Source organism: Microbacterium sp. C448 (genome assembly GCF_000582705.2).
Classification (GTDB): Bacteria; Actinomycetota; Actinomycetes; order Actinomycetales; family Microbacteriaceae; genus Microbacterium; species Microbacterium lacus_A.
In genome coordinates, this window is sequence record NZ_HG779720.1 from 1 (window position 1) to 11663 (window position 11663).

At 68.6% G+C, this 11663-nt stretch carries 13 protein-coding genes; 1 reads left to right on the forward strand and 12 read right to left on the reverse strand.

The annotated features are described in order from the left end of the window. Together MIC448_RS11105 and MIC448_RS11110 are read right to left on the reverse strand one after the other, a co-directional pair. On the reverse strand, positions 1–1011 hold a 1011-nt coding region (locus tag MIC448_RS11105; protein WP_036299585.1), incomplete at its 3' end, for a conjugal transfer protein TrbL. Between the two features lie 40 nt (positions 1012–1051). Next, complete coding sequence (locus MIC448_RS11110) at positions 1052–1321, reverse strand: DUF6112 family protein (RefSeq protein ID WP_036299567.1); 270 nt, start codon at positions 1319–1321, stop codon at positions 1052–1054. A 76-nt stretch (positions 1322–1397) separates the two neighbouring features. Here MIC448_RS11110 and MIC448_RS11115 point away from each other — a divergent pair, with 76 nt between their 5' ends. Further along, a complete protein-coding gene (locus tag MIC448_RS11115) occupies positions 1398–2045 on the forward strand; it encodes an alpha/beta fold hydrolase (protein WP_036299569.1) in 648 nt (215 codons plus the stop codon). Between the two features lie 18 nt (positions 2046–2063). On the opposite strand, the gene MIC448_RS11120 is transcribed toward MIC448_RS11115, so the two are convergent. From MIC448_RS11120 to MIC448_RS11165, 10 genes are all read right to left on the reverse strand, one after another. Beyond that, positions 2064–2330 (reverse strand): DUF6112 family protein, encoded by a 267-nt coding sequence (locus tag MIC448_RS11120; protein ID WP_036299571.1) that lies wholly within the window; start codon positions 2328–2330, stop codon positions 2064–2066. Continuing rightward, positions 2330–3508 (reverse strand): M23 family metallopeptidase, encoded by a 1179-nt coding sequence (locus MIC448_RS11125; RefSeq protein WP_243419987.1) that lies wholly within the window; start codon positions 3506–3508, stop codon positions 2330–2332. Before MIC448_RS11125 ends, MIC448_RS11120 begins: the two co-directional genes overlap by 1 nt. Positions 3509–3514: 6 nt before the next feature. Next, positions 3515–4213, reverse strand: a complete 699-nt coding sequence (locus MIC448_RS11130) for a hypothetical protein (protein ID WP_036299574.1) — start codon at positions 4211–4213, stop codon at positions 3515–3517. Between the two features lie 70 nt (positions 4214–4283). Next, positions 4284–5372: a ParB N-terminal domain-containing protein gene (locus MIC448_RS11135; RefSeq protein WP_036299576.1), complete on the reverse strand. Its 1089-nt coding sequence runs from the start codon at positions 5370–5372 to the stop codon at positions 4284–4286. Further along, the gene (locus MIC448_RS11140) at positions 5369–6235 is read right to left on the reverse strand and encodes a hypothetical protein (RefSeq protein WP_036299578.1); all 867 of its coding nucleotides are present in this window, start codon (positions 6233–6235) and stop codon (positions 5369–5371) included. Before MIC448_RS11140 ends, MIC448_RS11135 begins: the two co-directional genes overlap by 4 nt. A 77-nt stretch (positions 6236–6312) precedes the next feature. Continuing rightward, a complete protein-coding gene (locus MIC448_RS11145; RefSeq protein ID WP_051513654.1) occupies positions 6313–6768 on the reverse strand; it encodes a hypothetical protein in 456 nt (151 codons plus the stop codon). Beyond that, positions 6765–7400: a DUF2637 domain-containing protein gene (locus MIC448_RS11150; protein ID WP_036299579.1), complete on the reverse strand. Its 636-nt coding sequence runs from the start codon at positions 7398–7400 to the stop codon at positions 6765–6767. Before MIC448_RS11150 ends, MIC448_RS11145 begins: the two co-directional genes overlap by 4 nt. Beyond that, positions 7400–8317: a bifunctional DNA primase/polymerase gene (locus MIC448_RS11155; protein WP_036299581.1), complete on the reverse strand. Its 918-nt coding sequence runs from the start codon at positions 8315–8317 to the stop codon at positions 7400–7402. The genes MIC448_RS11150 and MIC448_RS11155 overlap by 1 nt, the downstream gene beginning before the upstream one ends. Next, positions 8317–9399, reverse strand: coding sequence for an ArdC-like ssDNA-binding domain-containing protein (locus MIC448_RS11160; protein WP_036299583.1), 1083 nt, complete (start codon positions 9397–9399; stop codon positions 8317–8319). The genes MIC448_RS11155 and MIC448_RS11160 overlap by 1 nt, the downstream gene beginning before the upstream one ends. A gap of 1024 nt (positions 9400–10423) precedes the next feature. Further along, entirely contained in the window at positions 10424–11377 is a 954-nt protein-coding gene (locus MIC448_RS11165) for a helix-turn-helix domain-containing protein (RefSeq protein ID WP_051513656.1), read from the reverse strand. Positions 11378–11663: the final 286 nt, after the last annotated feature.

An 11663-nucleotide genomic window follows, 5' to 3' on the forward strand; every position in this document is an offset into this window, starting at 1 on the left:
GCCACTACCGCCGCCGGTGGGCTTGCCGCTGCTGTCACCGCCGCCGTCGAGCACCTTCTTGGCACTATCGCCCTTCAGCGATGCGGGAACCGGGACGGGCCGGTTCAGCGCCGACTTCGCCTCCTGCTCGCTGCTCATCGCGTGGTACATGTCGAAGCCGACGAAGGACAGGAACTTGTAGGTGATGTACGGGGCGAACGCGGCGATGAACATCAGCACGACCCCAGCGATCGGGTCCGATATGGAGGCAAGGTCCGCCTCGATGGGGGCGGACACCTGGCCGATGGCGACGAGGAAGATCACGACGAGGACGAGCTTGGAGAAGATCAGCGCGATCACGAACGCCGCCCACTTGGCGAACCACCCCTTGGTGGCGTCCCATGTCGCTCCGGCGAGGGCGATGGGTCCGAACACGATCGCGACCAGCAGCAGGGCTTTACGGATCAGCAGGGAGAACCACACGATCGCGGCCGCGGAGATGGCGAGACCCGCGAGGAAGATGGTCAGGATCGCGCCGACGCCGGGGGCGGCGATGTTGATCCCGGCGAGCCCCGTGGCGAGGAGCCCGATCTGGGTCCCCATCCCTTCCATCGTGTTGCCGGTTGCCTGCACGATCCCGACCGCGAGTTGATCGGTGACTTCCAGCAGCAGCACCGTGAGGGTGACGACCAGGAACGATCCGAGGACGGACTTCGCCAAGCCGAGTGCGGCACGGGAGAGGGCGGTGAGGTCGCGGTGGATGAGGCCCGTGATGAGCTGGAGGCAGAAGAACACCAGCATCACGAACACGGCGACGCCGAACAGGACGTTGTAGACCCCGACGTACTCCGGGCTGGTGACATCGACGAGAGTGGTGGTGTCGAACACCCACCAGACCGCTTCGAACAGCCACGCCGCAGCCCCGGCCATCGCCTGGCCGAGCCAGTCGAACGGCGCTGCGATCAGGGAGGCGGTGCCCTCGCCTACGGCGTCGCAGACGTTGGAGATGACCGGGACATCGCAGACGCTCATCGCACCCACCCCCACGGGCGGGGTTCATGTCGGGTGGTCATCAGACGGCCTGCCCGACGCCCCAGAAGAAGTTGATGAGCGTCACCGCGGCACCGCAGATGATCGCCGCCCCGCACGAGACGAGGACACCGACCTTCCCACGGCTCGCGAGGTGCGGGTTGCTGCTGTTCGCGCCGAAGCCCCACACGATCGCCGAGACGATCAGGGCGAGGACGGAGAGGATCAGGCCGACCGTCATCACGGCGCCGACGATGATGCGCAGTTGCTCGATGCCGGGAAGGCCCGAGCTGTTGGGGCCGATGTCGATCACGGGGGTGCTCCTGACTGTTCACGGGGACGTGTGCTCGACGGTCAGGTGCACCGGCCGTTTCCGTAGGCTGGGCGGCGTGAGCGATCAGACGGTGGTGTTCCTGCACGGCATCGGGCAAGGACCCGAGTCCTGGGATGCGCAGCTCGCGGAGCTTCCGGCGGGGATGACCGGGGTCGCGGTGCCGTTGCCTGGGCTCCGCGACGGCGACCCGGCCGCGTTCTCCCTCGCTGCGGCGGCACGGTCGGTGCTGGACGAGCTCGACCGGCGGGGCGTGACCGTCGCGCATCTGCGCGGCCTGTCGCTGGGGGCGATGGTCGCCACCCGGCTCGCCCTGGATTACCCGGAGCGCGTGGCGTCGTTGGTGCTCTCCGGCGGGCAGGTGCATCCGAACCCGGTGCTGATGGGCGTGCAGAATGCGATCATGCGGGTTCTGCCGGCGCGGATGGTGACCGCTCCGGGGATGAGCAAGAAGACGCTGCTCGGCGTGCTGGACACGATGCGCACAGTCGATCTCCGGGGCGAACTGTCACGGATCGCCGCGCCGACGCTCGTGCTGTGCGGCAGCAAGGATCGACCAAACCTGCCGGCCGCCCGCCAGCTCGCCGCCGGAATCCGCGGTGCGCAGCTCCAAGTCGTTCGCGGCGCCGGCCACGAATGGAACACGCAGATGCCTGACGAGTTCTCCACCCGGCTCCGCGCGTTCTACTCCCACCACGCCGCCTGACCGGCCCCGTAGTTCCGTTCAGAGCCGGGTGCCGACATCGAGGAGGAAGTTCACCCAAGCGACCCCGGCCCCGGCCAGCGCCGCCGCACCGAGGGCGACGAACAGCCCGGTGCGAGCTTTGGTCGCGGCCTGGTAGTTGCCGCTACTCGAGGCGATGGCCCAGACGATCGCGCAGACGATCAGCATCAGCACCGCGATCACAAGGACGAACATCAGCAGCGCGCCAACGATGGCGCGCAGGTCGCTCGCGCCGCCGACACCGCCGAAGTCAGGAAACACGTCCATCAGAGCCCACCGCCTGCCGTGCAGGACGCCAGAGCGGTGTCGCCGCCGCTGATGCCTTCCGCGCCGTGGTCGGTCAGCCACGCATCAGCGTCGACGGCTTCGGCTCCCCGGCCACCGGGGCGTATCTCGAAGTGCAGATGTGGTCCGGTGGACATCCCGGAGGAGCCGACATCGCCGATGTGCTGCCCGGCGGTGACCATCTGCCCTTCGGTGACGTGGATGCCGTGCTGCCACATGTGCGCGTAGTAGGACGCGACCCGCTGCCCTTGGACGGTGTGTTCGATGACGATGAGCCCGCCGTACCCGCCGGAGAACTCCGCCAGCACGACGACCCCGTCCGCGGCGGCGAGGATCGGGGTACCGTCCGCGGCGGCGAAATCGCTGCCGGTGTGGAAGGAGCGTTCCCCGGTGATCGGGTGCGTGCGCCACCCGAACGGGCTGGTGCGCACCCAGGTTCCCTCCGGCAGCGGGAACACGATCCGGGTGGTCTCCGGCACCACCGGATCACCCCCGCCCCCACCGGATGGTGCGGGGCGGGTGAGGGCGGTGAGGACCGCTTCGGCGACCGGCTGATAGTTCTGGTACCTGTCCGGGTACGCGGACACCTCGACGACCTGGGCGGCCTCGCCAGGGTCGAGTTGCTGCCACCCGGGGATGTCCAGCAGTCCTCGCGGCGAGGGGTAGTTCGGGCCGGTCGGTCCGCCGAAGAACGCGCGCGCCTGATAGGTCGGGTCCATCAGCTCGGTGACAGAACCCCACCCGGATGCGGGGCGCATCTGGAACAGGCCGAGCGAGTCATGGTCGGAGCCATTGCCGTCGTTCGGATAGTCCCCAGACTCGGGGTAGGCACCCTTGTTCGCCAGCATCCGCAGGCGCGACTCCGTGAGCGCGGCCATCAACGCGATCACGACGCCGGGCCGGCCGACCCCGGCGGTCTGTCCGCCGGTGGTGATGATCGTGGCGGCATGGGTGAGCTGGGTTCTGTCGAGAGTGACGGTCTCGCCGTTGCGAGTGGTGGCGGTCAGCGAGTCCGGGATCGGCCCCACGAGCAGCGACCCGGGCGCGCAGGCGGTCATCGCCGGATTCACCACAGCCGCGACCCCGACGAGGACGACCGAGGGTCCCAGGAATAGCAGGGCGACCGCAAGGGCGGCGAGCTTCTTAAACACGACGGCCACCTGCTCTCAGCGGAGCGGATTGTCGAGCTGAGACAGGCGCAGCAACTCACAGCTCCTGCCGATGATCCCACGGTCGGTGACCGTGGGGGTGCAGACGATGAACACCGTGAACGTCACAGGCCGGGACGCCTCCACCGGCTCGGTCCCCCAGGTGCCGTCCCGATGCCGGGTTCCCTCGATGGTGTAGGCGACAGAGCCGGCGGGAATCTGCCCCGGCGCGGCCTGCGCAACGGCGGTCTCCCACGTCTCCGGGATCACCGCAGTGTCGATAGTGAGCCACTGGCGGGTCTGGTACTGACGCAACTCTGCCCACGCCTGCGGACTCGGCAGGTAGGCGCGCACATCCCCGGCCAGTGCGTCTGCTTCCTCGTCGGCGGCGACGTCGGCGAGCATCTGGGCGTAGTCCACCGCCTGGTAGCCGCTGGTGGTGTCCCAGGTGAAGAGCGCCACAGCGACCGCACGGGCGAACGCCTCCGGGCCACTTGTCTGCGGCACCGCCACCGGTCCCTGACCGTCCGGCCCGGCCGGTGTCGACGTGGCGGACGGGACAGAAGGCACGGCGGGTGTGGTGTCGGTGCGGGGTGCCGGGCCGCGCAGCAGCCCGTAGACGCCGACGCCCACCAGCAGGAGCAGCACGAGGCCGCCGGCGATGGTGGTGATCAGCAGACGGCGACGACGACGATCGTCGGGGGCGGCGGGGTCCATAGGTCCTCCCAGGAGGCGACAGCGAAGGGTGGTCGCCAGGAAGGTGCACACTCCCGTCCCAGAACGCGGGTCAGGCGATGTGCTCGGCGCGCTCCGCCTCGGCCCGCGCGGTGCGGGCGGTGTCGGCGAACGCGACCGTCGCGGCGATGGTCTCCTCGAACCGGGACCATTGCTCCTCGGACAGTGCCGGGCCGACGTGTTCTGGGTCGTGGTGGAGCCACCAGTCGGCCATGTCGTCCCAGGTCGCGACGAACATGGTCAGCGGGAACGGCACCGCCTCGCCCGGCTCGACGGCCGACAGTGCCGGCAGCTTCGGGGGTTTGCGGCCCGTGGCCTTCACGGCTTTGACGCGGGCGAGTGCGTCCTTCGCCAACTGCTCCAGCTCGACCGCTCGCGCTTCTCGCGCGACGGCGGCACGTATCTGCGCGGCCTCGGTGCGGGCCTGCTCGCGTACCTCGTCCGGTTGGGCGGGGTCTGAGGCGAGCTGGTCGAGTTCGGCGAGGGAGAGTTCGGCGTTGACGCGCAGGTGGGCGGGGTAGACCTTCCCGCCGGCCTTGATCCGCTCGACTTCCGCCGCCGCGCGCTGCCGCACCGCCTCGGGCTGGGAGGGGTCGGCGGCGAGGTCTTCGAGGCGGCCGATGCGCTCCAGGGTGGTGTGGGAGTCGCGGCCGCTGACCATCAACGCGGCCTGCACTGCGGCCTCGCCGGGGGTGGTGTCCCACGGTGCCGTTAACTTAACGTTACCGTCCTCTCCCGCACTGGCGGTGTGGAAGCGGGATGCTTCCTGGCGGCGGGCGGCGTCTTCGGCGAGCAGGGTCTTGAGCTCGCGGTAGAGGGCGGCGGCCTCGAACTGGGTCAGCGGCTTGTGCAGCAGGTTGTCGTCCTGCTCCGCTAGGAGCTGCCCGAGCCGGTCCGAGACGCCGGAGCGCACCCACACGTTGACGGTCTTCCAGCCGAGTTGCCTGATCGCGGCCAGGCGCCGGGCTCCGCAGATCAGGTGCCCATCGAGAGTGATGGTGATCGGCTGGAGGAGGCCGTTGCGGCGGATCGACTCGACCAGCGGGGCCAGGTCACCGTAGTCCTGCCGGTGCCGGTGCCCGACACCGATGGAGTCCACGGCGCGCTCCAGCTCGATGTGCCCGGCCGGCGGGGTGCTCATGGCCGATCAACCCCTGTGTCGGGGGCGGCAAGCCCCGCGGTGAGGATGATGTCGTCGTCCAGCAGCAGCGCCCGCAACGGTTCCCGGTTCAGCAGCCGCACTAGCAGACCGCGGCCCACGTTGGTGCGCGCCAATGCCGGGGCGGGGTTGCCGAGCACGACCCGCAGCAGCGTCGTCCACGAGCTACCGGGAAGATCCAGAAGAGCGCGGGCCTGCCGGTCGCGGCGCAGAGTCTCGAACGCCGACGCCCGCGACGGTGCCTCCGCGAGCCGTCCGGTGATGTACTCCACCGCAGCTCTCGCGGTCGCCGGGTCCCAGCCCACCCAGGACAGCAGCGCGATCGTGTCCTCCACCGCCGAGCCGACGTTCATCGTCCGCTCCCACCGCACCTCGTCGTCCTCGGCGTGCTCATCACCATTGGCATCGGCGAAGGGATGGAACTGGAACGCGGGGTGGTAATCGGGCAGCGGGTTCTCCCGGTCGCTGAACCGCTCCGCGTCGTGGAACACCGAATAGCGGGGCCGGCGTGCCTGGTGCACCGAGCACAGCAGCCCGTTGCCGCGTTCCTCACCGATGCAGGTCACCTGCACCGCGCGGGTCACCACCGCCCACGGGTCCTCCGCCCGCCGGGTCGCCGCTCCCCGCATCGCTTCGAACGCCGCCGATGCCGCCTCCCATGGGTCCAGTCCGTGCTTGCGGGCCAGGGCCGCGTACTTGTCGGACGCGTGCCGCATCAGCGCGGCCGCCTCCGGGTCGTGCCGCCACGCACCCTGCCCGGCCTCATGGAGCCTGGTGAGGAGGGCGCGCAGCGCCTCCGAGTCCTCGAACCGGCCCCGCTTGTCCTGACTGTCTGCCTGTGTCATCCCGGTACCTCCTGCACAGCAGGTGCGCACGCGTCCCCCACGCTCGTGCTCGCCAGATCACGGAGGACGCTCATGGCTCACCCCAACCCGATCCCGAACCGCGACACCCAGGAGTGCCGCTCCGCCCCGCCGCCACGGCCGAACGCGGTCACCGGCGGCAGCCTCCGCGCCCGCTCGCTCACTACGCGCACCCCCGACCGAGCCACGGTGCGAGTGCCCCGGTATGCCTGGCCGGGGACGAGGCGGGCGCGGCGGGCGAGCTCTGCCTGGAAGTCGATACCCTGCCCGGCGACCCTTCCCAGCCGGACGGCCAGCAGATCGGAGGGACGCACCCACTCCACCCCCGACCGGCGCCGCCCTGTCGCCGTCTCCACCGCTGTCTTCTTCGCGGCGGACGGGTCGACGTGGCGAGCCAGCTCCGACACCTCACGCCCATCACCAGAACGATCCGGCGTCTCCGGCATCTCGGGATGCTCACGGCGAGGTGCGGCGTGCTCCGGCGACATCGGTGTGTGTGGGGCGGTGGTGTTCATGGTGTCTCCTCACGGTCGAGGCCGGTCAGGGCGGGGCGAGCGAACCAGCGTCCGACCGTGGACGGATGCACGCCCAGGTGGCGGGCGATCTGCTTGTTCGACCACCCCTGCTCATCCCGCAGCAGCACCGCCACCTCACGATCCGCCGGGCTCGGCGGCACAACGGCGCCCGCCGTCTCCTGGTCGGACTCTGGTGACCGCTCCGACGCGATCACGAGCCCTGGTCCTGGAGCGGGTCGGGTGAGGATGACGGTGAGATGGGTGATGGCCAACAGCACCAGCGGCGGCACCGCCGCCACGCTCGCGGCGAGCACGCCCGGCACGTCGGCGTCAGCGGCGACGACGGCGTGGATGGCGTTCGCGGTCACCGACACCACGGCACCGGCGGCCAGCAGCGTCCACGGATACCAGGCCGAGCGTTGACCTGCGAGGGCGACAACGGCGACGGTGGAGACGACGATGATGCCGTCAACGATCAGCGGCCACGCCCACGCCTGCCCCTGCCCGACTCCGGAACGCGCGGCAAGGTCTGCCAGTGCGGTGAACGACAGCCAGAACGCGCCGGCCGCGATGAGCACCGTCCCCGCGATCGCCGTCACCGCAGCCCACCGCCGCCCCGCCCCGGTACGCATCACAACCCCCGACCGCTCGTGGCCGTGCGGGCGGGAACCGCCCGACTGAACCAGCCTTCGGTGGCCTGTACCGGTGAGGCCTCGCGGGGGCGGGCCGGGGCCGGATGGATGCTGCGGTAGGCGGAGCAGACGGTCGCGGTGATCTCTCGCGGACCGAAGTCCGACTTCGCCGCCGACAGCACCGCATCCAAAGCGTCAGCCATCGGGACGCCGGCCTCGGCAAGACGGCACGACGCCCAGAACAGTTTGAGGTTCCGGTCGGTGTCCTGCCGGCCCAGCCACCGCGCCAACCGTTTGGCATCCTCCCGCCCCACCGCGTGGGAGGTGGCGGGGCGGGCGCGGGGTTCAGGGCGAGGATCGAGGAAGTCCCGCAACGCCTTCCCGTCTACTGTCCTCGCCGCGTCGGCACCGACCTCCGCGACCCGATACAGGGCGGTCGCGCCGTCGATCGTGCGAGCGGAGGGCGGGACGATGATGTAGCCGCCATCGCCACGGAAATCGACCCCGGCCCGTCCCGCCTGCCACGACCGCTGCTCGACCCCCGGCGTCGCCGGATAGTAGGCGTGCATCCCGCCCGTAGGTGTGCGCACCAGCACCTCCCACCCGCCGACCAGCCCCGCCGCGTCGGCACGGTCGAAACTGGCGCGCCCATCGGCGGAGCCGTGGACATCCACGTCCACCACCACCAGTCCGGACGGAGCGCCGGTAGGGACGCCGATGTTCGCTGTCGGCCACCGCCGCCACCACGCCGCGACCTGACCTGCATCGGCGGTCGCGGCATGGAACCCACCTTCGATGAGGGGCCGCTTCCCGTCCGGCACGCACGGGAACACCGGCACCCCCGCATCCGTGAACCGTCCCGCCGCCACCGGCAGCGGCAGCCCGGACATCTCGGCAAACAGTTCGGCCGGGCGCATCACAAGCCCCTCACCACGACATCCGCCGCACGCGCGCGTGACGGTTCCACCGGCGGCGGTGCGACGCGCGCGGTGTGCGGGGCGCGTTCGACGCGGGCCGTGTCACGGGAAAGGCCCGGCGGGTCGCCGCCGCCGAGCTGCGCGGTCGGAAGGGCGTCGAGGATCGCCCCGGCCGTCTTACGGACGCGCTCGCCGGTGGCCTGCACCACCTCGGCCGGGTCCTTGTCCTTCACCGTGCCCGCCCACCCCGCGACATAGGGGATCGTGTACGAGCTGGTGTCCATGCCGTGCGCGGCGCCAATCATCAGCGCCACCGACTCCGCCTCCACCTCCCCGATCCCGCGATGCCCCGTCGCATCCGGGTTGTCCGGGCCATGCAGCTTCACATGCGCGAGCTCGTGCGCCAAGGTCTTCAGCTGCGCGGCCGCATCCATGTCCGTCCGCACCGCGACCGTCCGGTTCGTGTAGTTGGTCAAGCCGTTCGCGCCGTGGATCATCCCGGCGTGCTCGACCCGCAGCACCGCGAACCCCTCCGCCTCCACCAGACCTGCAAGCCCCTCCCACAGCCCCTCCGGTGCCTCACCCTCCAACAGCACCGGCGAGGGACGCTCCGGGATCGGGTCACCAGCGGTCTGCGAGACATCCCACACATACGCCGGTTTCGCGCCGACCATCCGGGAGCGCACCGCCTCACCCGGCTTCGGCTTCTCGAACCTGCCGAGCCTGCGCCACGAGGCGGCATCCTGCGGGGTCGAGGACGCGAACCGGCCCGTGACCGGGGCGAAGATCATGTAGCCGGGCTGACCCTTCTCGACCTGACGGCCCAAGGTCTGCCATTGCTTATAACCGGCGACATAGGTGGGCTCCGGCGCGGGCACCCGCCCCTGGTCGAAAGCGTCGAGGTGCTGCGCCCAGATCAGCAGCGCGTTCCCAAAGCTCCTCGACCGGAACCTCGCGGCGAACTCCAGCGCCTGCTTCCAGTCGTCTCCGGTCGAGAGCTGACCGACCGCGGCCGCCAGCCGCTCATGCAGCGCGTCGAGCTTCGCATCCCGCGCGGCACGCTGTTCCTCGATTGACGCCATCGGCCTCCTCCTCCCGGCATGTCACACCGCACACGGCGGGGTGACCCCTGCGACCAGAAGGTGCGCCAAGGGCGTCAGTGAGGAATCGAGACGGACGACGGACAAGTAGTGGACGACCGCCAGGCGCATCACTGAACCCGACGTTGTCAGCCCACCTGTACCTCACAAACAGAGTGCGCGGTGATCCGGGCGGTCGATCATGCCCGTTTTGTCCGGCGCCATGCGTGTATAGTCCGGGTGCATCTGCACGGAAGTCTTGTGGTTGATCCGTTGCTAATCGTTCGAAGAGATTGCCTGAACTGGTGGACGCTCTGCGAATGTTCGACTTCACTCGAGCATGACCGACGCATGGCATCCGCGCTCTCGGACGCAGCCCCGTGCCGATGCGGCATTCCGACCAGGAGTCCAGCGATCCTCGTGCTCATTGGAGCGTCGCCGACATCCCGGACCTCGGTCCGTTCCCGGACAAGGTCGCGGTGACGGCGCGGGTGATGCCTGCGCTGCGTCGGAAATGACCTGCGGCGAAGTCAGGGTCGCTCCAGCCCACCTGCCGAGCGATCGTTGCGTCGGTGCTGCGCAGAAGATGCGCTATCTGCTCGGTTCGAAGCATAGTCAGGTAGGCGATGGGGGACTTTCCGTCTGCCGCCCTGCTCGTGGGCTTCGAGATGCTGCGTCTAGATGCGTGTCGTTCAAAGAGCGCGACCGAAACCCGCCTGCGAACACGATCGCGCGACGCCAGTCCCCACCGGACACCAGTGCTTCGGCTGAGCCCACGATGCTTTCTTCGAGGGCTCGGGCTTTGCCTCCCGAGTCCCGTTACTCATAGTCATCGTCTGGCATCTCCTCCTCACGAGGGGCAGGTGTACGAGCGTGGAGTACGCCGGGCGTGTCAGGAGATGAGGGGGCGACGAAATGAGGCTGACGACTGTCGAGCTCGGCGATGAGTTCGACGAGCCCCCTCCCGTTCTATGGGGTCGAGTGTGCGGAACTGAGCGGCGATGCCAATGCTGAAGTAGTCGCCCAGCTACACGCGCTTATCCCTCGGTATGTCATCTCTCCCACGGGTGATCATCCGGTAGCGAGTGGGGGTCAGCCCTACTCTTCGGCGGAACTGACGGGCGGCGAAGTCGGGGTCACTCCAGCCCACCTCACGGGCGATCACTGCGATCGGTGCACACGTGGTACGAAGAAGACCGGCCATCCGCTCGGTTCGCAACATGGTCAAGTAGGCGATCGGAGACTTGCCGTATGCCTCTACGAACACCCGACCAACCTGAGACTTCGAGAGGTGGACTTCATTCGCCAGCTCCGATATTGTCCAGCGGTGCTCAGGGTTGCTATGAAGCAGATCGGCGATCTTGCGTGCCTCGTCCCGTAAGGGAGCGAATCGGCGAATGCGAGGTTGAGACGTCCATGTCATCGCCCGTTCAGTTATCGATGTGCGAACTGGAGAAGTCTTGATGAAAGGTGTGATCACATGAAAGATGTTGAACAATAGCGCCTGCATTCGATAGAAGTTCTCCGGGAATCTGCCTTCAGCACTACGGGCGGCCAATTCATCCAGCCACGGCCTCATCATCCCCGCTCGGTCTTCGCCAACATGCAGAATCTGTGACGGTTCCGTAAACATCGTTTCGGCAAATGTCCGCGCCTCCTGACTGTCCCGCAGGCACGCGGCGTATTGCCAACGCAGCTGATCAATCACGTAGTCCATGTCTAGGTAGATAGTTGTGGTTGTGATTCTTCCTTCGGGTTCGCCACGGCACACGGTGTTCGCTGCCAGGACGATCACGTCGCCGACGGTGACCGGCCTCTGCCCAAACTCCGTCAACAGAATCGCCGATCCCGACCTGACCACGACGACCTGCGCATAGTCATAGGCGACCGGACCGACATAGGAGTGCGTCGATCGTGTGCGAGCGAGAATGGGGTAGTAGGTGGAGGCGCTGACATAACTGGCGCATCTCGTTCGCCGCATCAGCACAGCAGAGTTCGATCGCGATGGCGATGCGCCGCCCTCACGGGACGGACAGCCGAACCGGGTGTGATCGGGCCGCTTGTGGCTGGGGGAGTGGTGCCGCGGCGGCTGTCCGTTCTGCTGTGAGAAAGGGTAGCGATCGGCGAAAAGGGAGCGCGTCCACGTGGCGATGGCGCCCCCATACGCAGGCGTGTTTAGGACTGTTCTCCGCGCTATCCCGTATGACTCAGTCTTCCTGCTGCTCCGACGCTTTGACCGGTCAAGTCCTGGGACGTGGTGTATCGGT

What these genes read in the sequence shown, in the direction of transcription:
- MIC448_RS11155 (WP_036299581.1), bottom strand. Translation starts at nt 8,317, where the DNA reads ATGCGCCCGGCCGAACTGTTTGCCGAGATGTCCGGGCTGCCGCTGCCG.
- MIC448_RS11150 (WP_036299579.1), bottom strand. Translation starts at nt 7,400, where the DNA reads ATGCGTACCGGGGCGGGGCGGCGGTGGGCTGCGGTGACGGCGATCGCG.
- MIC448_RS11165 (WP_051513656.1), bottom strand. Translation starts at nt 11,377, where the DNA reads ATGCGGCGAACGAGATGCGCCAGTTATGTCAGCGCCTCCACCTACTAC.
- MIC448_RS11145 (WP_051513654.1), bottom strand. Translation starts at nt 6,768, where the DNA reads ATGAACACCACCGCCCCACACACACCGATGTCGCCGGAGCACGCCGCA.
- MIC448_RS11130 (WP_036299574.1), bottom strand. Translation starts at nt 4,213, where the DNA reads ATGGACCCCGCCGCCCCCGACGATCGTCGTCGTCGCCGTCTGCTGATC.
- MIC448_RS11160 (WP_036299583.1), bottom strand. Translation starts at nt 9,399, where the DNA reads ATGGCGTCAATCGAGGAACAGCGTGCCGCGCGGGATGCGAAGCTCGAC.
- MIC448_RS11140 (WP_036299578.1), bottom strand. Translation starts at nt 6,235, where the DNA reads ATGACACAGGCAGACAGTCAGGACAAGCGGGGCCGGTTCGAGGACTCG.
- MIC448_RS11135 (WP_036299576.1), bottom strand. Translation starts at nt 5,372, where the DNA reads ATGAGCACCCCGCCGGCCGGGCACATCGAGCTGGAGCGCGCCGTGGAC.
- MIC448_RS11120 (WP_036299571.1), bottom strand. Translation starts at nt 2,330, where the DNA reads ATGGACGTGTTTCCTGACTTCGGCGGTGTCGGCGGCGCGAGCGACCTG.